22 protein-coding genes are annotated in these 23,811 nt (G+C 30.3%); all 22 read left to right on the top strand.

Annotated features, from left to right (window positions below; translation table 11 throughout):
* Positions 1–3: 3 nt before the first annotated feature.
* The 22 genes from P8F83_RS22045 (at position 4) to P8F83_RS22150 (ending at position 23,720) form a co-directional block, all read left to right on the top strand.
* Positions 4–696 (top strand): response regulator transcription factor, encoded by a 693-nt coding sequence (locus P8F83_RS22045; protein ID WP_326512690.1) that lies wholly within the window; start codon positions 4–6, stop codon positions 694–696.
* Between the two features lie 19 nt (positions 697–715).
* Positions 716–1,762, top strand: a complete 1,047-nt coding sequence (locus P8F83_RS22050) for a sensor histidine kinase (RefSeq protein WP_326514872.1) — start codon at positions 716–718, stop codon at positions 1,760–1,762.
* Between the two features lie 107 nt (positions 1,763–1,869).
* Positions 1,870–2,670, top strand: coding sequence for a DUF368 domain-containing protein (locus P8F83_RS22055; protein ID WP_238902095.1), 801 nt, complete (start codon positions 1,870–1,872; stop codon positions 2,668–2,670).
* A gap of 15 nt (positions 2,671–2,685) precedes the next feature.
* The gene (locus tag P8F83_RS22060; RefSeq protein WP_326512691.1) at positions 2,686–3,462 is read left to right on the top strand and encodes an ABC transporter ATP-binding protein; all 777 of its coding nucleotides are present in this window, start codon (positions 2,686–2,688) and stop codon (positions 3,460–3,462) included.
* On the top strand, positions 3,449–5,413 hold the full coding sequence (locus P8F83_RS22065; RefSeq protein ID WP_326512692.1) for an ABC transporter permease: 1,965 nt from the start codon (positions 3,449–3,451) through the stop codon (positions 5,411–5,413). The genes P8F83_RS22060 and P8F83_RS22065 overlap by 14 nt, the downstream gene beginning before the upstream one ends.
* Before the next feature lie 189 nt (positions 5,414–5,602).
* Entirely contained in the window at positions 5,603–6,085 is a 483-nt protein-coding gene (locus P8F83_RS22070) for a ferritin family protein (protein ID WP_326512693.1), read from the top strand.
* An 84-nt stretch (positions 6,086–6,169) separates the two neighbouring features.
* Positions 6,170–7,039 carry a S66 family peptidase gene (locus P8F83_RS22075; RefSeq protein ID WP_326512694.1) on the top strand — a complete coding sequence of 290 codons (870 nt, stop codon included), beginning with the start codon at positions 6,170–6,172 and terminating at the stop codon, positions 7,037–7,039.
* A gap of 137 nt (positions 7,040–7,176) precedes the next feature.
* Positions 7,177–8,241, top strand: coding sequence for an HD-GYP domain-containing protein (locus tag P8F83_RS22080; protein WP_326512695.1), 1,065 nt, complete (start codon positions 7,177–7,179; stop codon positions 8,239–8,241).
* 169 nt (positions 8,242–8,410) lie between these two features.
* Positions 8,411–9,586, top strand: coding sequence for an efflux RND transporter periplasmic adaptor subunit (locus tag P8F83_RS22085; RefSeq protein ID WP_326512696.1), 1,176 nt, complete (start codon positions 8,411–8,413; stop codon positions 9,584–9,586).
* Between the two features lie 12 nt (positions 9,587–9,598).
* A complete protein-coding gene (locus P8F83_RS22090) occupies positions 9,599–10,306 on the top strand; it encodes an ABC transporter ATP-binding protein (RefSeq protein WP_326512697.1) in 708 nt (235 codons plus the stop codon).
* 11 nt (positions 10,307–10,317) lie between these two features.
* The gene (locus P8F83_RS22095) at positions 10,318–11,517 is read left to right on the top strand and encodes an ABC transporter permease (RefSeq protein ID WP_326512698.1); all 1,200 of its coding nucleotides are present in this window, start codon (positions 10,318–10,320) and stop codon (positions 11,515–11,517) included.
* Between the two features lie 60 nt (positions 11,518–11,577).
* Positions 11,578–13,053 (top strand): sensor histidine kinase, encoded by a 1,476-nt coding sequence (locus P8F83_RS22100; RefSeq protein WP_326512699.1) that lies wholly within the window; start codon positions 11,578–11,580, stop codon positions 13,051–13,053.
* Positions 13,050–13,742 (top strand): response regulator transcription factor, encoded by a 693-nt coding sequence (locus tag P8F83_RS22105; RefSeq protein WP_326512700.1) that lies wholly within the window; start codon positions 13,050–13,052, stop codon positions 13,740–13,742. The genes P8F83_RS22100 and P8F83_RS22105 overlap by 4 nt, the downstream gene beginning before the upstream one ends.
* Positions 13,743–13,831: 89 nt before the next feature.
* On the top strand, positions 13,832–15,100 hold the full coding sequence (locus P8F83_RS22110; RefSeq protein WP_326512701.1) for an MFS transporter: 1,269 nt from the start codon (positions 13,832–13,834) through the stop codon (positions 15,098–15,100).
* A 96-nt stretch (positions 15,101–15,196) separates the two neighbouring features.
* Positions 15,197–15,952 (top strand): MurR/RpiR family transcriptional regulator, encoded by a 756-nt coding sequence (locus tag P8F83_RS22115; protein ID WP_420022627.1) that lies wholly within the window; start codon positions 15,197–15,199, stop codon positions 15,950–15,952.
* Between the two features lie 145 nt (positions 15,953–16,097).
* Positions 16,098–17,678, top strand: a complete 1,581-nt coding sequence (locus P8F83_RS22120) for a PTS transporter subunit EIIC (protein ID WP_073019453.1) — start codon at positions 16,098–16,100, stop codon at positions 17,676–17,678.
* 28 nt (positions 17,679–17,706) lie between these two features.
* Entirely contained in the window at positions 17,707–19,032 is a 1,326-nt protein-coding gene (locus P8F83_RS22125) for a 6-phospho-alpha-glucosidase (protein ID WP_315110268.1), read from the top strand.
* Between the two features lie 13 nt (positions 19,033–19,045).
* Entirely contained in the window at positions 19,046–19,531 is a 486-nt protein-coding gene (locus P8F83_RS22130) for a PTS sugar transporter subunit IIA (protein ID WP_326512703.1), read from the top strand.
* Between the two features lie 69 nt (positions 19,532–19,600).
* A complete protein-coding gene (locus tag P8F83_RS22135; RefSeq protein ID WP_326512704.1) occupies positions 19,601–20,215 on the top strand; it encodes a bifunctional 4-hydroxy-2-oxoglutarate aldolase/2-dehydro-3-deoxy-phosphogluconate aldolase in 615 nt (204 codons plus the stop codon).
* 1 nt (position 20,216) lies between these two features.
* Positions 20,217–21,221 carry a sugar kinase gene (locus tag P8F83_RS22140; protein WP_326512705.1) on the top strand — a complete coding sequence of 335 codons (1,005 nt, stop codon included), beginning with the start codon at positions 20,217–20,219 and terminating at the stop codon, positions 21,219–21,221.
* Positions 21,222–21,231: 10 nt separating this feature from the next.
* Complete coding sequence (ilvD, locus tag P8F83_RS22145) at positions 21,232–22,950, top strand: dihydroxy-acid dehydratase (RefSeq protein ID WP_326512706.1); 1,719 nt, start codon at positions 21,232–21,234, stop codon at positions 22,948–22,950.
* A gap of 359 nt (positions 22,951–23,309) precedes the next feature.
* On the top strand, positions 23,310–23,720 hold the full coding sequence (locus tag P8F83_RS22150) for a hypothetical protein (protein ID WP_326512707.1): 411 nt from the start codon (positions 23,310–23,312) through the stop codon (positions 23,718–23,720).
* Positions 23,721–23,811 lie beyond the last annotated feature (91 nt).

The raw sequence follows: 23,811 nt of genomic DNA on the forward strand, positions 1-23,811 counted from the left end.
TTTATGTACAGTATTATGCTTATAGAAGATGATAAAAAGTTACGGGAACTTATTAAAAATCATCTTGAAAAGTACGGATATAACATTCAAGAGGTTGAGAATTTTTCTAATATAAAAAGTGAGTTTATAAAAAATAATCCAAGTTTAGTACTTATGGATATTAATCTTCCTTTTTATGACGGGTTTTATTGGTGTATGGATATAAGAACTGTGTCAAATGTTCCTATTGTATTTATATCTGCAAGAGATTCAGATATAGATCAAGTTAGAGCTATAGAAAATGGTGGAGATGATTATATAACTAAACCTTTCTCATATGAGGTATTGCTTGCAAAGATAAAAGGGGTAATAAGAAGAGTTTATGGGAGTTATTCAGAGGGAGTATCCCAAGAGGTCTTTGAGGTAGAAGGATTATTTATTTATACTGATAAAAATATTATAGAATTTAGAGATAAAAAGATTGACTTAAGTAAAAATGAGTTTGTGCTCTTATTTACTCTTGTAAAGAACATAAATAAGATTGTAAATAGAGATATGCTGCTTGAAGCTTTATGGAGTGATATCGATTTTGTAGATGATAATACTCTTTCAGTTAATATAACTAGGTTAAGAAAAAAACTTGAAGATATAGGTATTAAAGATTCTATTGAAACCAAACGAGGACAAGGATATAAACTTATAAATAATTGGAGATAATTAATCTATGAATAAGGAAATAAATTTTTTTCAATACCTTAAAGATAGGATAGGATACATAGTTATTTATTTTGTAGCTATTTTATTGGTTATATTGACCATGCATCTCACTTTATTAATATCTTTAAAAGAAGTATTTTTTGAGAATATAGTATATTCTTTATTGATATCAGTTATTTTGCTTAGTGTTTTTTTAGTTTATGATTATAGAAAAAATAGAGATTTCTATAAAAAATTAAGTACCTTAGTAAATTCTGATATAGATTTAGATGATTTACTCTACGATGTACAAGGAGTAACAAGAGAACAGGAAATTTTTCAAGTTATTCTAACAAAGCTATATAGAAATTACAAACAGGAAATAACTAGATATGAAGATATACATAACGAGTATTTGGAATTTATAAATCAATGGGTACATCAGATGAAAACGCCGGTATCTGTTATTAATCTTCTTGTGCAAGAAGCTGTTAATAATGAGGGGAATGAAGCCTTTGAAAGTATAGGGGAAGAAAATGATAAGTTATACCATGGATTAGAGATGGTTCTTTATAATGCTAGATTGAATAAGTTTAATTTAGATTTTGTAGTAGAAAATATACACCTTAATGAGTTACTTAGAGAAGTTATAAATGATAATAAGAAGCTTATTATAAAAAATAGAGTTTATCCAAAGATTAAAGGAAAAGAAAATATAATAGTAAGAAGTGATAGAAAATCTTTATATTTTGTAATAAATCAATTGCTTATCAACGGTGTAAAATATTCAAAAGATGGTGAGAAAAGAAGCATAGATTTTATTATAAAAGAGGAAAAGAAAGAAAATATATTGGTTATTGAAGATAATGGAATAGGTATAGCTAAAGAGGATGTAGGAAGGGTTTTTAGAGCTTTTTTTACAGGCAAAAATGGAAGGAAAATAAACGAATCAACAGGAATGGGATTATATCTATCTAAAAAAGTGTGTGATGAGCTTGGACATAGAATTTGGGTTGAGTCTGAAGAGGGAGTAGGAAGCAAGTTTTATGTAGCATTTAATAAAGAAAAGAGTATATTCAATATGTAGTCTTACAAAATTGAAAGAAATGTAAGTTAAGTTGAAAGAGAAATCGATAGGTAGGTTTCTCTATTTTTTTTACAATATAAATATACTTTTTAATTTAGGAGGATAGAATGGGAAATATAGTTACTGTTATAAAAGGTGTAGTTATAGGTTTGGCAACTTTAGTTCCAGGAGTTAGTGGGGGAACTATGGCAATAATATTAGGTGTGTATGATGATTTAATTCATTCTATTAGTTCTTTTTTTAAAGATTGGAAAAAGAATAGTTTATTTTTAGTTCAAATTGGAATAGGTGCTGTTGTAGGTATGGGTGCGTTTAGTAAAATTATAGAACAGGCACTAGTTAAGTATGAGAATCCAATGATTTATCTGTTTTTAGGTATAATATGTGGGGGGATTCCTGTTTTATATAAAAAGTCATTGAGTTCTGAAAGAAAAAAAGCAGACTTAATGTTTTTAGTTATAGGTTTTATAATTGTATTTATAATGACTTTACAGCCAAGTGCAGTGCTTACTTTAGCTACAGATACTGGTGTTAAGAGTACAATATTTCTTGTAATAGCTGGTTTTATAATAGCTGTAGCTCTTATTCTTCCAGGGATAAGCACTTCATTTATGCTTTTAACTTTAGGATTATATAGTATTACTTTAGAAGCTATAAATACTTTTAACCTTGCGTATTTAGTTCCAATAGGAATAGGGGCTATAATAGGAACTTTATCTACTACAAAGGCTATAGAAAATTTACTTGAAAAGTATCCAAGTAAAACTTATTTACTTATATTGGGTTTTGTAATAGGGTCTTTATTAGAAGTATTTCCAGGAATACCTGAAGGATTTGATATAATATACTGTATAATCACATTTATTGTTGGATTTGCAGTTATTAAATATATGAGTAGAGATACTTAATTTGGAGGAAGGGTAATGAGTATACTAGAAGCAAAAAATATAACCAAAGTGTACACCTCTAAGAGAGGTAGCATGAAAGTTAAAGCTCTAAATAATTTTAGTGTTACTGTAGAAGAGGGGGAGTTTATAGGTGTTATGGGACCTTCAGGAAGTGGAAAAACAACACTTCTTAATATCCTAGCCACATTAGATTATCCATCCTCAGGAGAAATACTTATTAGTAATATTACCCCTTCCACCTTAAATGACAAGGAGATATCTTTATTTAGACGTAGAGAAATAGGATTTATATTTCAAGATTTTAATCTATTAGAGTCGCTATCTATCGAAGAGAATATACTTTTACCATTAGCTTTGGAGAAGGTTGAAGTTTTAGAAATAGAACAAAGACTTAGAAGTATAACTGAATTTTTGAACATAAGAAGTATATTAGGTAAAAGAGTTTATGAAATTTCTGGTGGTCAGAGGCAGAAGGTAGCTTGTGCTAGAGCTTTAATCAATAATCCTTCTATTATTTTTGCAGACGAACCTACAGGAAGTTTAGATTCTAAATCAGCTTACGATATAATGGATGGGTTAAGTAAATTGAATAAAGAGAAAAAATCTACTATCTTAATGGTTACTCATGATCCTTTTGTAGCAAGTTTTTGTAATAAAGTTATCATGATAAAAGATGGAAGATTTTTTCTTGATATAGTGAAGCGGAATAGTAGGGAAACTTTTTTTAAGGAAATTATAGACTCACTTTCACTTTTGGGAGATATAAGGAGGAGTTATAATGACCTTAAGTGATGTTGTATATAAGAATATGAGAGAAAACTTAAACAAATATATTATGTACTATTTAAGTAATGTAATTATAATAATGATATTTTTTATGTTTGGAAACTTTCTCTATAATTTAGAGGTAGGTAATATTCAAGAACTAAACAATATGGATAGGGTTATAAAAATTATAATATATTTTTGTGAAATTACTATAGTAGTGTTTACCTTGATTTTTTCTAGTTATTCTATTTCTAATTTCTTGAAGATACGTAAGAGAGAATTTGCGCTTTTAAAAACTCTTGGATTTACTAATTCTAATATAACTTTATATACATCTATAGAAAATTTGTTGTTTTCACTTATTTCTATAATTACTGGAATTATAGTGGGGATGCTATTTTCAAGATTATTTTTCTTAATTATAACTGTAATTTTAGATTTAGATGAGGTAATAAAATTTCATATATCTAAAAGAGTAACCTTATTAACTTTGGTAGGATTTGTGATTTTATCTCAGGTAATAAATTATATATGTAGTTACAGAATAAAGAAGAGTAGTGTTATTAAACTTTTGAAAGAAGAACAAGAGTCTAGATATGAAACAGAATTTTCTACAGGAAAAGCTATATTATGTTTAGTCCTTTTAGGCTTAGGTTATGGATTAGCTTTATTTTCGGGAAGAGAAATAGAAGTTACAATGCTACCTATCTTAGTTATAACTATACTAGGAACTTATCTATTGTACGCTCAGTTAAGTATATTTTTAACAGATAGACTAAAGAAAAATAAAAAGAAGTATTACAAAGGTATAAACTTAATAAGTATATCTCAGCTAATTTATAAAATAAAAGATAATATTATAATTCTATTTATTGTTTCAATATTTAGTGCTATTAGTTTAACAGCTATAATAAGTGTCTATTCGGTACAAAAGAATGTATTAAACAGTATAAGGCTTAATTTTCCACAGGATTTTGACTTTATTGAGAGAACTGGAGAAAATAATGAGAAATTAGTGTCTGATATATTAGTTTCAAATGGATATGATATAGAGGATAAAATAAGTATAACATTAATAAAAGCTGAGAATTTAGATGCAGTAGAGCCTAAAAAGGGTAATCTTAATACGATTAATAACAAAAAGGACTTTTACTTAATGTCTAATTATGATTACAATAAGTTGGCTTTAAAGCAGGGAAGAGAAGCAGTAAACTTAAAGGATGATGAGGTTATAATACGTACTTATAATGTTATGGGGGGGATTGGAAGTCAGTATTTTATAGATGAGAAAGATAGGATAAATTTAGGTGTAGATAAATCAATTGTGGAATTGAATATAAAAAATGAGATTAGTGGTGGAATAATAAATGATGACTATGAAAATACCAATGCTAATACAGCTGTTTTAGAAGATGGATTGTATAACAAAATACTAAGTTACACTAATGAAAATAATAAGATTATATATTATGGATACAATTTCAAAAACTTTAATAATGATTTGAACTCGATGAGTGAGATTGGAAATTTATTTAATAATAATATAGGAAAGTCTTTTATTGAGAGGATACAAAGATATTCGCCCCTTATTAAAACTATGTCCTTGCTTCTCTTCATAGGAAGCTTTATCTCTATAATATTTTTTATCTCAACTAATAGTATATTATATTTTAAAATATTCAATGAAGTTCAAAAGGATAGATATGAATTTATAGCATTAAAGAAAATAGGAATAACAAATGAAGAAATAGAGAAGACAGTAGAGGGCCAGATTTTTATAATATTTTTTATTCCTTTTATAGTTTCTATTTCTCATACATTTTTTGCTATAAAAGCATTAAGCAATTTATTAAATGATAACCTATCAGCATATTTTGTAGGTACAACATTAATTTTCGCCCTTATTCAACTAGCATATTATAAATTTGCCAAAACCATGTATATTAAACAAATAAAAGTTTGGAAAGGAATTTAATCTAATAGCTGGCTTTTCAGGATTATTTATTATTAGTTAAATAATAGAAGAGGTAGATAAAAAAGTTTATGCGTTTATTAATACACATAGGCTTTTTTATGTTTAATCAGATAGAATTTAATATATTGTAATATACTAAATTGAGGTGTAAGATTATACAGGGTAAATTTATTAGGGAGATGAAGATTAATGTATAAGCTGACAGACTTGATAGATAAAATAATTAAGATAGAGGAGCTTGGTGCAAAGCTTTATATAAAAAAATCAGAAGGACTTGAAGGTCAAGAGAATATAAAGGTGTTAGCTAAAGCGCTAGCTAACCAAGAAAGAAAACATGTAAAGATTTATGAAGACTTTAGAGATAATATACTGAACTGTGAGGATATAGATGTTGAATTTGATATATACGATAAAGCAAGTAAATTAGTATATGAATTTATGCATTTGAGTATGAGTAAAGAAATACATGAAGTTAAAGATTTATTGGATTTGGCTATAGGTTTTGAAAAAGATTATTTGGCTTTAGTTAAAAGGATAAGAGGATTATTTGTTAGTGAACCTAATGATATGGAAACTAATAATTATAAACTGTTGACGGTAATAATAAGCCAAGAAGAAGGGCATGTTAGGGACTTAGAAAGTGTACTTAAAAAGATAAATACTAACATATGAATAAAAGCATTCAATTAAGGGTTGAATGCTTTTTATGTTAATTGATACAATTATAAAAAGTAAAAAAGGGAGGCGTTGATTTATATGAGAAATATGATTGAAGTTGGAGATACTATTGGGTTAATAGCCTGCTCAAATGGGCTGCCTATTGAAAGTAATACGAAAATAAAGCAACTAGAAGAAATTTTAGTAAGTTTAGGGCTTAAGTTTGTTTATGGAAATGAAATTTACAGAAGTAAAGATGTTTATAATGGAACTCCAAAAGAGAAGGCTGAAGGACTTAAGAAGCTTTTTAAAGATAAGTCAGTTAAAGCCATATTTGATATATCTGGAGGAGATTTAGCCAATGGGGTTTTAAAATACTTAGATTTTAATGAGATAGGGAGTAATAAGAAACCATTCTTTGGGTATAGCGATTTATCAGTTTTATTAAATCCACTCCATGATTTAAGTGGAATAGATACGTATTATTATCAACTTAGAAACCTTGTTGGAGAGTACAAAGAAGAACAATTAAAGCTATTTAAAAGTTTCTTTTTTGAAGGAAGTACTGATTTATTGAACTTTAATTATAAATGGATTAGAGGGAAAAAGATGAGTGGAGAAATAGTTGGGGGGAATATCCGATGTTTTTTGAAGCTAGCAGGAACAAACTATATGGGAGACTTTAAAGATAAGATTTTATTTTTAGAGAGCCTAGGTGGGGATGTCTCTAAAATAACAACCTGCTTAACTCAATATGAACAGCTAGATGTTTTTAAAAATGTAAAGGGAATAATATTAGGTAGCTTTAGCGAGATGGAGGAGAAAAATTATACACCAAAAACTGAAGAGATTTTGTTAGATATTTTAGGGGATTTAGATCTACCAATAATAAAAACAAATGAGCTTGGTCATGGGCAAAATAGTAAAAGCATAGCTATAGGAAAAAAGATAAAGTTTATGAGAGAATAATTAAATAATAATAAAAAAACATCTAATGGGAAAGTATTAGATGTTTTTTATTTATTCACATAATCATTTAGATATTTAGATTTGGAACGATATAGAAGATATAGGGATTTATATTGGAACCATAAGGGGGAGAGGTTTTGGAAAGAAGAGTGAAACTCATATACATAGAAGACTTGAAGGATGGAATGGTATTATCAAAAGACTTAGAGATTAATGGAAGAGTGTTATTAGTTCAAGATACATATCTTACAGAAAATATTATATATAAATTAAAAAATCAATATATTTTAGATAAAATAGAGATTTACGATGATAAATCACAGCTATTTGAAAATATGTTTTCTGAAAAAGAAAAATCTATAGAAGAAATTGAAGAGAGTTTTCAAAAGTTAACTGATAATATGAAAGACATATTTGAAGGTATATATAGCATACAAAGTAATGGAATTGAAGAAGTCAGAAAGTTTGCTAAAAAGATTCAAGAAGAATTAAAATCAACAAGTTCAGTAATTAAAAATATTGTAATAAAGGGAAGCGGAGATGATGCAATATATAGACATAGTGTAAATGTAGCAGCATTAAGCGCTATTTTAGGGAAATGGATTGGTTTAGATGAAGTAAAAATAAATCTATTAACCTATTCAGCTATATTACATGACTTTGGAAAAACTCAAATAAATCCCCAAATATTAAATAAAAAAGGAAATCTAAGAAAAGATGAGATTAAAGAAATAGAAAAACATCCTACCATAACATATAATCATATAAAGGAAATTTCTTTTCTTGATAGTTCTGTAAGTTATGGGGTATTGATGCATCATGAAAGAGAAGATGGCTCAGGATATCCATTAGGAATAAAAGGCGATAAAATACATATTTTTTCAAAAATAATAGCTATAGCTGATGTATTTGATGTTGTTAATTCTAATAGAGGTTACAAGAAGAAAAAGGGTGCATTAGAAGCTTTAGAAATAATAAAGGAAGAGGGCTTAAGAAAGTTAAACTATGAGTATTGTGATATTTTTTTAAAACATATAATTAATTATTATATGGGAGAAAGTGTTTTATTGAGTGATGGAAATGTTGGCAAAATAATTCAACTTGATATAAATAATATCTCTGAACCACTTTTATTATGCGAAGACAAGTTTATAGACGTAAAAAAAGAAAAAAATATTGTTGTAGAAAATTTAATTTTGTAGTAAATAAGATGTATGAGTTATTATAATTTATACATCTTTTTTTATGTAAAAATTTAACTTTAGAAAAATTTAATACTTATTTTATACATAGATAATAACTTATTTAATATTAGTTTATACTTACTATATAAGATAATAACATAAAATAAAAACTATGGGGGTTACATAAATGAAAAAGAAAGTAATAGCAATAATCATAGCTGTAGTAGTCGTTGGAGGAGTATTTGGTTTAAATAGAATAAATAGAGCTAGAAATCAAGGAAGTACAGTAAAAACATCAGAAGTTACTCAAGGAGACTTGCAGGTATATTTATCTAGTACAGCTTTAGTTAAATCGCAAGAGGTTAAAGATTATTATGGTGCTCAAGCAAAAGTAACAAAAGTAAATGTTAAAGTTGGAGATACAGTTAAAAAAGGTGATGTATTAGTAACTTATGATCAACAAGATTTAAATACTCAAGTAAAGCAAGCAGAAATACAATACAATAATGCTTTACTTCAAAAGCAGGATTTAGTAAATCAAAATAATGATATTAAAAATAAGATAGCTGAATATGATAAAAATATTAAAGAGATAAATGCAAAAATAGAAAAAATTAAGGATGATCCATTTGAAATAGATTCATTACAGGTTTTAAATCAAGATAAAGCTAATCAAGAACAGAAAAAGGCAGCATTAGCACCAATATCAGATACAAAGCTTCAACAAGCGGACAATAGCATAAATTCTGCTAAACTAACTTTAGATAACGCAAACAGCAATTTATCTAAAGGAGTAGGTAGTATAGTAGCAGATATAGATGGAGTAGTTACAGTAGTAAGTGTGGCAGAAGGAGCTATAGGAAATATACAACAAGCTGCTGTAACAGTTCAGAATGTAGCAAACTTAAAAGTTACTTTATCTCTAAGTAGATATGATGCAGCTAAAGTTACTATTGGTCAAGATGCAGTAATTAAAAATAATGGAAAAGAGTATAAAGGTAAGGTTTCTTATATATCTCCTACAGCTGAAGTTGCAAAAACTTCTACAAGCGGAGAGGCTAATCTTAGTGTTGATATTAATATAACGGATGTAAATCCAGAACTTAAAATAGGATTTGAAGCAGATGTTGATATATTACTAAATGAAGCAAAAGATGTAATTAAGGTACCAACAGAGAGCCTTAAAACAGATAAAACAGGAAAGAGCGTTATTTATATAGTTGAAGATAATAAGGCGGTAGAGAAGGAAGTTACTAAGGGAATTCAGTCTGATACTGAAGTTCAAGTAGAGGGAGTAACAACTGGTGCTAAAGTAATCCTTAATCCTACAGATACAATTAAAGACGGAACTGTAGTAAAGTAGGAGGATATTAAATTGAGTGATGTAAATGTTGTTGAAATTAAAAATATAATAAAGATATATGAGACTGGGTCAGTAACCTTTAAAGCACTAAAAGGAGTAGACTTAAAAATTACAAAGGGAGAATTTACATCTATAATGGGAGCCTCTGGTTCAGGTAAATCAACCCTTATGAATATATTAGGATGCCTTGATAAAATGAGTGAAGGTGAGTATTACTTAAATGGTAAAAATATTTCTATGCTTAAAGATGATGAGTTAGCATTTATAAGAAATAAAGAAATTGGATTTGTATTTCAAGCATTTAATTTACTTCCTAGAATGACTGTATTAGAAAATGTTGAGCTTCCTATGATTTATGCAGGAGTTTCACCTAAAGTCAGAAGAGAAAGAGCTATAAAAGCTTTAGAAAAAGTAGGGTTAGGAGATAAACTTCATAATAAGTCTACAGAAATATCAGGTGGACAAAAGCAAAGAGTTGCAATAGCTAGAGCTATAGTTAATGAACCTACTATAATAATGGCAGATGAACCTACAGGAAATTTAGACACAAAATCTACATTTGATATCATGAAGATATTTCAAGATATAAATGATGAGGGAGCAACTGTAATAATGGTTACTCACGAGCCAGATGTAGCTAAGTATACTAAAAGAATCGTAAGGTTTAAAGATGGAGTAATAGTAGAAGATAAGCCTGTAGAAGACAGAACTAGATTATAGGAGGGCTAAGCATGAATTTTATAGAAAACTTTAAAATGGCAATAGATAGCATAAAATCTAATAAAATGAGATCCTTCCTTACTATGCTTGGAATAATTATAGGAATAAGTTCAGTTATAATTATTTTATCCTTAGGGGCTGGTGGTAAAAATAGTATTGTAGGAGAGTTTGAGAAAATTGGAACTAACAATGTAACTGTTAGTGTAGATACTAATAAATCTGTAGACGGAGATAACATAACCTTAAAAGATATAGAAGCTGTAAGAACAAAGGTTGATACAGTAAAATATGTAACCCCTACAGTTTCTCAAAGAGGAAAGGTAAGCTCAAATGATAAAAAAAGAGATGCGACTATTAATGGAGCTAACGAAGATTATGCGCTTATAAATAATACAAATATATTGTATGGAAGATTTTTTAGCGAAAATGATGTATTGAATAGTAAAGCAGTTGCTTTAATTGATGAAAATTCTGCTAAAGAGCTTTTTGGATTTTCAGATGTAGTTGGAGAATCAGTTAAAATAGGAGCGGAAGGAACCAGTAAAAGTGTAACCATAATAGGAGTTACAGAATCACAAAACATGGGACCACAGGGTTCAGATAGAGCTACTATAGTAACACCGATTACTTTTGTACAAAATCTTTATCCGACAACAAGTAAGATATATTCAATAACTGTAACATCAACCTCAAAAGATGATGTAAATGATGCGGCAAACAGTGCAATCAGTATACTTGAAAGTAGACACAATAATTCTGGTAAGGAAGTATATAAGGCACAAAGTATGCTAGACATACTATCTCAAGTTGATAATGTGTTAGGCATATTTACAACTTTTGTTGCAGCGGTTGCTGGAATATCTCTTTTAGTAGGAGGTATAGGAGTTATGAATATAATGCTGGTATCAGTAACTGAAAGAACTAGAGAAATAGGTATAAGAAAAGCAATAGGAGCTACAACAAAAACCATACTTATTCAATTCTTAACTGAATCTTCTATAGTTTCATTAATTGGAGGGTTAATAGGTATGACACTAGGCTATGTAGGAGCAGAGCTTATAGGTCTAGCGGCTAAAATAACTCCATCAATATCTATTGGAATGGTATTAGGAGTAATAATATTCTCATCCTCTATAGGAATGTTTTTTGGAATATATCCAGCTAAAAAGGCAGCTAACTTAGATCCAATAGATGCACTTAGATATGAATAAGAGTTACATTATAGTGGGCGAGATTTTTGTCCACTATAATGATATTTAAGGAGATAGAAGATGTCTATTAAAGTAAGACTAAGATTTTCATATATAGCAATGCTAGTAATTCCATTTATTCTAATATTAGCTTTGACCCATATATATACCTCTTTATTGGAAGGTAGCACAAAATATAGTATTGGTGCAAAAGGTCCTGTAGATAAGTTGGATTTTTATACTCAGGTAGTAGCTTCAACTAATAGAATGATGAAATTTGTAAACAATCAAAGCATTCAGAATTCTGATAAGTTTTTAGATAATGATTTTATGGAGTCTCTAGAAAATAATAGACAATTAGAATATACTGGCTTAGTGATAAGAAAAAACGAAGATATAGTTTACGTATCAGAAGAAATAAAGACTAATCTTGATACATCAAAGTTACCAAGGTTTAACTTAGAAGAAGTCACTATGGAAGAGCTTTACGAAGAGAAAAAACAAGTTACATTAGGACAACAAGATTTTTATTTTAAAGATGGAAGTGAAGGAAGCGTATTTTATATATTAGATAAATCACACTTAGCCCAATTATTTAAAAGGAATATAAGCGGGCTTCTTGTTGGCATTTGTTTGATTTTATTTAGTACTCATGGAGTGTTAACCTATCTAGTGTATAAGAGTATAATAAAACCATTAAAAGAATTAGAAAATGCAGCTAATGAGATTAAACAAGGAAACTTAGATTATAAAATAAATATTGACTCAAAGGATGAAATAGCTCAAGTAGGAAATTCTTTTGAGAATATGAGGATAAGGCTTAAGGAATCTATAGAATTACAGCAGCAATATGAGGATAATAGAAAAGAATTGATTTCTAATATATCTCATGATTTAAAAACTCCTATAACTTCTATAAAAGGTTATGTTGAAGGAATAAAAGATGGGATAGCAGATACTCCAGAAAAAATGAACAAGTACATAAATACAATACATGCCAAAGCCAAATATATGGATATATTAATAGATGATTTATTTTTATTCTCAAAACTTGATATTAATAAATTACAGTTTCATTATCAACAAGTTGATTTTACGGAATTTATGAAGGATTGTATAGAAGAGCTTTCTTTTGATATTGCTAAAAATAATATAGAATTAACATCGCATATTCCTAAATCTACAATCATGGTTAAGGCGGATGTTCAAAAGCTTAAGAGAGTTATACTAAATATAATTGAGAATTCTATGAAATATAAAGATGATAAGGCTTTAAAAATAGATATAAATATAGTTGAGAAAAATGATGAGGTAATAGTTGAAATAAAAGATAATGGAAAAGGAATAGATAAAGAAATACTACCCAATATATTTGAGAGATTTTATAGAGGAGATTCAGCTAGAGAAACTATAGGAGGAGGAAGCGGATTAGGCCTTGCTATAGTAAAAAAGATAATAGAGGAACATCAGGGAGAAATATGGGCTGAAAGTGAATTAAATAAAGGAACTAGTATTTTCTTTAAGTTAAAAAAAGATAGGTTGGGAGGGGAAATATGAAGAGAGTTCTAATAATAGAAGATGATATTAGCATTGCAGAGTTAGAGAGAGACTATTTGGAGATTAATGGATTTAGTGTTGATATAGAAAGTAGTGGAGATAAAGGTTTTTATGAAGTTCAACATGAAGATTATGATTTAGTTATATTAGATGTTATGCTTCCAACAATGGATGGTTTTGAGATATGTAAAAGAATTCGTATTGAAAAAGATATACCTATTCTTATGGTGTCAGCTAAAAAAGAAGATATAGATAAAATTAGGGCTTTAGGACTAGGTGCAGATGATTATATGACTAAACCGTTTAGTCCCAATGAATTAGTTGCAAGGGTTAAAGCACATATTTTAAGATACGAGCGTTTAGTAAATGGAAGCGGTAAAAAAGAGCAGGATATAATACAGATTAGAGGAATAACCATAGATAAAACCTCCAGAAGAATATTTATAAATGATAAAGAAATAAACTTTACAACTAAAGAATTTGATTTATTATTATTACTAGCTAGTAACCCAAATAGAGTTTTTTCAAAAGAAGAGTTGTTTGAAAGAATATGGGGTATGGATTCCGCAGGAGAGATTGCAACAGTAACAGTTCATATAAGAAAAATAAGAGAAAAAATCGAGTCTGATTCTTCAAAACCACATTATATTGAAACCATCTGGGGAATAGGATATAGATTTGAGGTATAAAAAGAATAATATTTTTATGTACAATCTACTAATAGTGAGAGATAATTATTAGTAGATTTTTTAATTAGATTTTTATTAGGAGTGACAGCGTGAAAAAGACTTATAATTTTTACAAGTGGAGAATTTGGACAATATTATCTTTGTCCTTTGTTATGTCATTATTTCATAGAAGTGCATTAGGGGTAGTGTCAGAAGAACTTTCAAAAACCCTTAACTTATCGGCAGCTCAGATTGGTAATATTGCATCTGTAACCTTTTATAGTTATGCTATTATGCAGATTCCAGCAGGAATTCTTTTAGATGTATTTGGATATAAAAAGATAAGTTACCTAGGCGTTATAACTACAGGAGTGGGATCTATGTTACTTGGAGCAGCTTCAAATGTATGGCTTGCCTATGGAGCAAGACTTCTTGTAGGAGTTGGAACTTCAGTTATATTTATATCAGTTCTTAAAGCACAAGCTATATGGTTTTCAAAAGATGAGTTCTCAAAGGCATCATCAAAGCTATCTTTTATAGGTAATATGGGAGGGGTAATAGCTACCTTTCCACTTGCAGCCATGGTTATATTTATGGGATGGAGAAACTCCTTTTATGTAATGGGAGTAGCTTGTTTTATAGTTGGATTTTTGGTGTACAAGTATGTAATATCTTCTCCAAAGGAAGTGGGATTTGCACCTTTAGGGGTAGACCAAAATGGAGAGAAGTTTAACCTACTTAAAGCATTAAAAGAAGTAGTAACAAATAAAGCAACTTGGAGAAATTTCTTTATATTATTTTCTTTAGTTGGATGTACCACAACACTAACAGGACTTTGGGGAGTATCTTATTTTACTTATGTTTATGGTTTAAGTAAAACATCAGCAGCCTTTTATACTTCTTTTATAATTTATGGATTAGTAATAGGCTCATTAGTAGTTGGACAAGTGGATAGAGTATTAAAAGACCCTATAAAATGGTATCCAAGAATAGGGTTAATTATAAATACATTAATATGGATATACATACTTATAATTGAGGGAGGAAAACCTCCGCTATCCGTGTACCCAGTTATTTTATTAGTTATGGGAACACTGGCTATGGCACATATACTAAGTTTTACAGATATTAAAGATAAGGTAAATAAAAGTTATGGTGGAATAGGAACAAGCATAGTAAACTCAGGAGAGTTTGTGGGAAGTTCAGTAATGAGCATATTAATTGGTTATTTTTTAGACTTAAAGTGGAATGGAGAAACTATAGATGGGATAAAGTCATATAGTTTAAGTGAATATAAATTTGCATTTCTAATATTCTTAATAGTTTCAGTTATAGGAATATTGATGTCTTTTATGAAGGATAATAAGGTCAAAGGCTAGGATTATTTAATCTTAGCCTTTTCTTAACTTTAAAATATTGATAATATTATACTTAATTACATAATCTTTATTATAAGAGGGGTGATATAAGTGAAGATTGATTTAAGTAAGATAGTTAAAAATAAGAAGATAACAGCTTTAGAAGAACAGGTGCTTGAATATATTATTGAAAATATTGATAATGTTATGGATATAGGGGTTAGAGGAGTAGCCGCAGCAAACTATACTTCAACATCTACAATCATGAGGCTTTCTAAAAAGTTAGGTTTCACTGGGTTTATAGATATGGTTTATAATATAACCCCTTTAGTAGATAGTAAAAGCACAGGGATAGTTGAAGAGGAAGATACATTAATAGGAACAGATATAAATTTTTTATCTAAGTATGTTGAGGAAGAACATGTTAATAGATTTATACAGTTATTAATAAATAAATCAAATAGATATATATTTATTTATGCCAGGGGATATTCAAATATAGCAGCAGATTACTTTAATAAGAAAATGTTAGGCGTGGGTATTAAAAGTATATTAATAGATTCTATAGGAAGCTTTGAAAACAATGTTGAAGATATGGAAATGCTTATAGTCATATCTAAATCGGGAGAAACTAAGGAAGTGTTGGATAAAGTTAAGGTTGCAAAAGATAAAAATAAGCTTGTAGTTTCTTTTACTAAAGAAGTTGAAAATAGTATTTCAAAGCTTTCAGATATATCTTTTAAGATATTTGATATGCATAAGTTAGATGATAGTAATGTTATGGCGAATTCATTTTTCCCTAATATGCTTATGTTTATGGAGTACTTAATTCACAGATATCACCAGGGACAAAAAGAATATAATGTTAAATAAATACAGAAAAATAGCCCTTTTTAAGAAACCTGTTATCTTTTAAGTTAACAGGTTTCTTACTGCCTGAAAACTATTTCTTAATTTTGAAAACGTAATTATAATAAAAACTGTGAAAGAGATAAAAATATATTAAGAGGTGGAAATTATGAAAGAAAAGATTATGAATGCTATGCAAAGATTTTCAAAAGCAATGTTCATTCCAGTTCTAATACTTCCAATAGTAGGTATACTTATTGCTTTTGGAAATATATTAACAAATGCTAGATTAGCAGAATACGCGCCCTTTTTAAAAAACACATTAATATTTGGTTTCGGTAAAATACTTTCAGGTTCTTTAGTACCTATATTATCAAATTTAGGAATTATATTTTGTGTAGGTTTAGCAGTAGGTTTAGCTAAAGAGAAGAAAGCAGAATCAGGATTTACATCAGTATTAGTTTATTTTGTATTTATTAATGCTATGAACATCTTCCTTAATCTATCAGGTAAATTAGTACCAGCTGATCAATTAAGAGGATCTGGTCAAGCAGTAGTTTTAGGAACACAAGTTTTAGATATGGGTGTTTTCTTAGGAATTATTTTAGGTATTGTAGTTGCTTATATTCATAATAGATATTGTAAAAAAGAGTTCAATGGAGCTTTTCAAGTATATGGTGGATCAAGATTAGTATTTTTAATATTAATTCCAATAGTAGTAGTATTAGCAGTTGTACTTTCTTATGTTTGGCCATCAGTACAATGGGGAATATCTAGTTTAGGATATTACATTCAAAAGAGCGGTAATTTTGGAATATTCATATATGGTATGTTAGAAAGACTTCTTATACCTACAGGACTTCATCACTTAGTTTATACACCATTTTTATATACTCAACTTGGAGGGGTGGAGACTATAGGAGGTCAGGTTATAGAAGGAGCAAGAAACATATACTTTGCTGAAATTGCAGATCCAGCAGTAAAAGTATTATCTGGTAGCGTTATATGGGATGCCAGAGGAGTATCAAAAATGTTTGGTTTAGTAGGAGCTTGTTTAGCCCTTTATCATACAGCAGATGATGATAAGAAAAAGAAAGCAAAAGCTATACTTATACCAGCAGCAATAACATCAGTAATAGCAGGTGTAACAGAACCTATTGAGTTCTCATTCTTATTCACAGCACCTATTCTTTTTGGAATACATGCAGTATTAAGTGGACTTGGAATGGTGGCTTTAAATATATTAAACGTAAGAGCAATAGGACCTAATGGACTTATAGACTTCTTATTATATAACTTACCATTAGGTATAGAAAAAACATCATGGCCAATGTTTGTATTAGTAGGAATAGTTCAATTTGCAATTTACTATGGGTTATTCAGATTCTTAATAGTTAAGTTAAACTTAAAAACTACTGGTAGAGAAGATGATAAGGATGATGTTCAGCTTTATACAAAAAGTGATTATAAAGCAAAAGCAGAAGGTAATAAATCTATAGCTTCTGATGATAAAGCATTAGTTATAATAGAAGCTTTAGGTGGAAAAGAAAATATCAAAAAAGTAGATAATTGTTATACAAGACTAAGACTTATCCTTGAGGATTCAACTAAGGTTGACGAAAAAACTTTAAAAGGAACAGGAGCAGCTGGGGTTGTAATCAAAGGAGAAAATGTTCAAGTAATATATGGACTAAATGTAACAAGCATTAGATCTATGGTAGATAATGCGTTAGGAATAGTAGGAGAATAAAAAGAAACTTAGAAGGAAGGTAATTTATATGAAAAAACATTCTATAGTTATTGCAGGCGGAGGAAGTACATTTACACCAGGGATAGTTATGATGATGTTAGACAACGTACATCGTTTTCCAATAAGAAAATTAAAATTATATGATAATGATGGAGAACGTCAAGGCATAATTGGAGAAGCACTAAAAATAGTATTAAAAGAAAATGCACCAGAGATTGAATTTTCATATACAACAGATCCAGAAGAAGCATTTACAGACGTAGATTTCTGTATGGCCCACATCCGTGTAGGTAAATATGAAATGCGTGAGAAGGATGAAAAGGTTCCTTTAAAGCATGGAGTTCTTGGTCAAGAAACTTGTGGACCAGGAGGAATAGCTTACGGTATGAGAAGTATAGGCGGTATGCTTGAGTTAATAGACTACATGGAAAAGTACTCTCCAGATTGCTGGATGTTAAACTACTCAAATCCAGCAGCTATAGTTGCTGAAGCTTGCCGTAGACTAAGACCAAACTCAAAGGTATTAAACATATGTGATATGCCTGTTGGAACTCTTCGTCGTATGGCAGGGATAGTAGATTTAGAGCCACAAGATTTAGAAGTTAAATACTTTGGATTAAACCACTTCGGATGGTGGACTAGCGTAAAAGATAAAGAAGGAAATGATTATACTCAAAGAATAAAAGATTACGTTTCTGAAAATGGATATCTTACAGTTAAAGAGGTTGAAACTCAACATACAGATCCAAGCTGGCAAGAAACACACAAAAAAGCTAAAGATTTATTAGCAATAGACCCACGTTTCTTACCAAACACTTATCTTAAATATTATCTATATCCAGACTATGTTGTGGAACATTCTAATGCAGAATATTCTAGAGCAAATGAGGTTATGGATGGAAGAGAAAAAGATGTATTTGGAGCAGCAAAAGCTATAGTTGAAGCTGGAACAGCTAAGGGTGGAGAGTTCCACATAGATGCTCATGCAACATTTATAGTAGATTTAGCAAGAGCTATAGCCTACAATACTCATGAAAGAATGTTATGTATTGTAGAAAATAAAGGTGCTATATCAAACTTTGATCCAGAGGCTATGGTTGAAGTTCCATGTATAGTTGGAAGCGACGGACCAGAACCACTAGCTCAAGGAGAAATTCCAGAATTTCAAAAAGCTTTAATGCAACAACAACTTTCAGTTGAAAAACTAGTAGTTGAGGCTTGGATAGAAGGATCTTATCAAAAATTATGGCAGGCTCTAACTTTATCTAAAACAGTACCTAGCGCTAAGGTTGCTAAGGACTTATTAGATGATCTTATTGAAGCAAACAAAGGCTACTGGCCAGAGCTTAAATAGAAGGTGTAAATATATGTTTAAAAATTTATTTAAGAAGAAAAATGAAAATGTAATGTATGCTTTTTGTAATGGAGAAAGTTTAGACCTAGGTGATGTTAACGATGAAGTCTTCTCTCAAAAGATGATGGGAGATGGAATCGCAATAAAACCAATTGACACTAAAGTATATGCACCTTGTGATTCAGAAGTAGTTACAATCATGATGGAAAGTAAACATGCGGTAGGACTTAGAACCAAAGAGGGAATTGAGCTACTTATACATGTGGGAATAGATACAGTAAACCTAAAGGGTGAAGGCTTTAATATTCACTGCAAAGAGGGACAACAAGTTAAAAGAGGAGATTTACTTCTAAGCTTTGATATAAATGTACTTAGAAGAGAAGGTTTAGATAAAACAATAATGCTAATACTTGCAGAACCTAACGGTCATGAAATAAAAAAATACAATGTTGGGGAAACTATGAAGGCAAGTGAAAGTATTTTATTGGAAATAAAATGATATAATAAAGGAAAGAAAAAGAATAAGCTTCACTTCAGGTGAGGCTTGTTCCTTTAGGAGGAGTTTTGAATGAGCGTAGTTGATAACATACTTGAGAACAAAATAGTTGCTGTAATAAGAGGAGATGACAAGAAAGAAGCACTAAACATAATAGAGGGAGCAATAGAAGGTGGTATAAAACTTATAGAGGTAACTTACACAAACAAGGATGCCTCAGAAATCATAAAAAGCCTAGTAGGAAAGTATAAGGATGTAGTTATAGGTGCAGGAAGTGTTTTAAATGTAGACACAGCTAGAGAAGCCATAAAAGCAGGATCAGAATTTGTAGTAGGACCTAACTTCGACGAACTTATAAGTGAGTACTGTACAGAAAAAAATGTAGAATATATTCCGGGTTGTTTCACACCAACAGAAATAGTAAATGCCCTAAACTCAGGTGTTAAGGTTATTAAATTATTTCCTGGGGAAGCTTTAGGACCAAGTTACATAAAGGCAATAAAAGCACCAATTAAAAATGTTAAGATAATGGTAACAGGTGGAGTTAACCTTGAGAACCTAAATGAATGGTTAAATAGTGGAGCAGATTCAGTAGGAATAGGAAGTATATTAACTTCTGGAACTAATAGTGACAGAGCTAAGATAGCCGAAAATGCAAGAAGATTTATGGAGAAGGTAGGGAAATAACATGGGAAAATTTCTTTCAATAGGTGAAATACTTATAAGATTTACTCCAAAAAACTTTGATGTATACGGAAACTCTAACGAGTTCGAGTGTTTTTATGGAGGCTCAGAAGCTAACATATCTTCAATGCTTTCAGCTTGGGATGTAGAAACTTCTATCCTATCAGCTCTTCCAGATAATGATATAGCTAAAAATGTAAAAAGGTATTTTAGAGGAGTTGGAGTTGACATAAAGAATATTCTAACTAAAGGAGAAAAGATAGGTTACTACTTCTTAGAGAGAAGCTCAGGAGTTAGAAACAGCAGTGTTATATACGATAGAAAACACAGTAGTTTTTCAGAGTTATCTATAGAAGATATAGATATAAACAAGATACTTGAAGGGGTAACCTGGCTTCACTTTAGTGGAATAACTTTAGCAGTTGGGGAAAACTCTAGAGAAATAGTAAGAGAAGTTGTAAAAGAAGCTAAAAAGAGAAATATATTTATAAGCATGGACTTAAACTTTAGAAGCAAAATGGCAACCTTTATGGAAGCTAAAAACTATGCAACAGAATTAGCTCCTTTTGCAGATATATGTTTTGGAATAGAACCAATAATGGTAGATGATAAAGACATAACCATGTTTGATAGAGAAACTTCTACAAAGGAAGATATATTTAAACGAATGCAAAAACTTAAAGAAAAGTTTGGTTTTAAGTATATTTTCCATACAGAAAGACAAAACGATAAAGAAGATAACAACACCTACTACGCTTACGCCCTAGGAGAGGAAGAAAAAGCAGAATCAGTTAAACTTACAACTAAAATGGTTGAAAGAGTGGGAAGTGGAGATGCTTTTGTATCAGGAGTAATCTACTCAATTATGAAAGAGAAAACTCTAAAAGAAGCCATAGACTTTGGAGTAGCAGCAGCAACTTTAAAATGCACTATTAAAGGCGATAGTATGCAAGTAGACCCAAGAGATGTAGAAAAGATAATAGGGGAAAAAAATTCTATAGAGAGGTAAGGTGAAAACTATGTTATATTCTCAAAAGGTAAGAAAAATAGCTCCAGAAATGGATTCTCTAAAAAGAGGAATGGGATGGACTACAGAAGATTTAGAAAAGATGCAGGTAATAGTAGAAAGTACCTATGGTAAAAGCCATCCAGGAAGCGTTCATTTAGATGTAGTAGTAAATGAGGCTATGGAGGAGCTTACAAGTTTAAACATAAAGGCAGCAGACTATTATGCAACAGATATATGTGATGGTCAAGCTCAAGGACATGATGGAATGAACTATTCTCTAGTATCTAGAGAAATAATAGCAGACATGATAGAAATTCATGCAAATGCTACAGGTTTTGATGGAGGACTATTTGTAGCAAGTTGTGATAAAGGAATGCCAGGAAACCTAGTAGCTATGTGTAGAGTAAATATACCTTCAGTAGTAATACCCGGTGGAATTATGAATGCAGGTCCTAATCTTTTAACCCTAAACCAAGTAGGAACCTACAGTGCCATGCATAAAAGAGGAGAAATAACTACAGCTCAATATGATTTCTATAAAGAAAATGCATGCCCAAGCTGTGGAGCTTGTTCTTTTATGGGAACAGCTGCAACTATGCAGGTACTTGGTGAAGCTTTAGGACTTGCTCTACCGGGAGCAGCGCTCTTACCGTCAACCTCAGAAATATTAAAAGAATACACAAGAAAAGCTTCAAGAGCAGTAAAGAGTTTGGTAGAAAAAGGAATAAAAGTATCAGACATAGTAAACAGAAAATCCATAGAAAATGCAATAATGGTTCATGCAGCTATAGGTGGATCAACTAATGCACTTCTTCATATACCAGCTATAGCAAAGGAACTTGATATAGAAATACGCCCAGAAGATTTTGATAAAATCCATAGAAATATACCATTTATACTAAATGTAAGACCAAGCGGACATTGGCCAGCAAACTATGTATTTTACGCAGGAGGAGTACCTGCAATAATGAATAAAATAAAGAAATACCTTCACCTAGATGTTATGACAGTTACAGGTAAAACCCTAGGAGAAAACTTAGAGGAATTCAATAAAGAAGAAGCTTATGGTAAATATTTAGCTTCTGCTCCTAAGATGGACTACACGGAAGTTATCTACGATGCTGAAAGTCCACTAAGTGAAATAGGAGCAGTATCAGTACTTAAAGGGAACCTAGCACCAGAAGGCTGCGTAGTTAAACACTCAAGCTTACCTAAAGGAATGAGAGATATAAAACTAAGTGCTAGAGCCTTTGACTCAGAAGAAGAAGCCTTTGAAGCAACTATAAATGGAGGCATAAAACCAGGAGATGCAATAATAATAAGATACGAAGGACCTAGAGGTTCCGGAATGCCAGAAATGTTCTACACAACAGAAGCCATAGCTTCAGACGAAAAACTAAACTCAACTGTAGCTTTAATAACCGATGGAAGATTCTCAGGAGCAACAAGAGGACCTGCTATAGGACACGTATCTCCAGAAGCAAGTAATGGAGGACCAATAGCTTTAGTTAAAGATGGAGATATAATCCACATAGATATAGAAAACAGAGGAATAAACATAGTTGGAGTAAATGGACAAGAAAAATCAAAAGAAGAGATAGAGAAGATACTAAAAGAAAGAAAAGAAAAATGGACACCAAAACCACCTAAATATACTAGAGGAGTACTTGGCATGTACACAAGTTTAGCCACTTCTGGTATGGAAGGTGGAGTAATTAAAATAAGATAGAGAATAGTAGAAGAGCTTAGCAGATTGTTAAGCTCTTTTTAAATTTAGGGGAAAGAGTATTTTTCTACAGAGAAAACAAATAAATCAGAGGCATGCAGGAGTTTTGAAGCAGTGCAAAAGCGCAGCATCGTTACTCAAAAGCACAGGCGCATTGGAAAAGCGGAAAGGTGGACTGCAGGAGCATAAGAAATTTTCAAAAGTGGAGCATAAGAGCAGTGCAAAAGTGGCACATTGGGATGCTGGAACATAGGAAAAGAGCAAAAGTGGAATGTTGGAAAATAGGAGCATTAGAAAAGAGGACCAGCGGAGCAGTGGTATGAATAAAATATTAGTAAAAAAGAACTATAGGAGACAAAGTAATGAAGAAAAATGAAAAGCAATATAATAATGCTAATGAAAATATAGAAGAGCTAACGCCTAAAAAGCAAGAATATCCTAAGGGAGCTATATGGACAGATGGTGAAGTACTTAATGAAAAGGTAATAAAAGAATTCAATATAGAGGAAGATTTAAAAAGTATTGGCATTAGTACTTCTTTTAGTGAAAAGAATTTAAATACAAATAATGATAATAAAATGAAAAGTAGAGTGGTTATTTTAGAGGATGAGGAGTTTTTAATTAGAAAGAGTTTTAGCATTAGAGAATCAACTGCTCAAATGTTAAATGAGCTTAAGTTCTTACATCCAAATGTAAATATAAGATTAAACGTATTAATAGATAGCGCTATAAGACATTATCATGAGTATATAATAGAGCGGGGTGGATTTTAATAATAAGGATAACTGGTATGAATAACTTGATATTTTCCTCCAAATAAACTATATTAAACACATTAGCAATACTTGAAAAATAAAGTGTATA

The sequence above is a fragment of the Clostridium intestinale genome (assembly GCF_035905475.1).
Classification (GTDB): Bacteria; Bacillota; Clostridia; order Clostridiales; family Clostridiaceae; genus Clostridium_T; species Clostridium_T intestinale.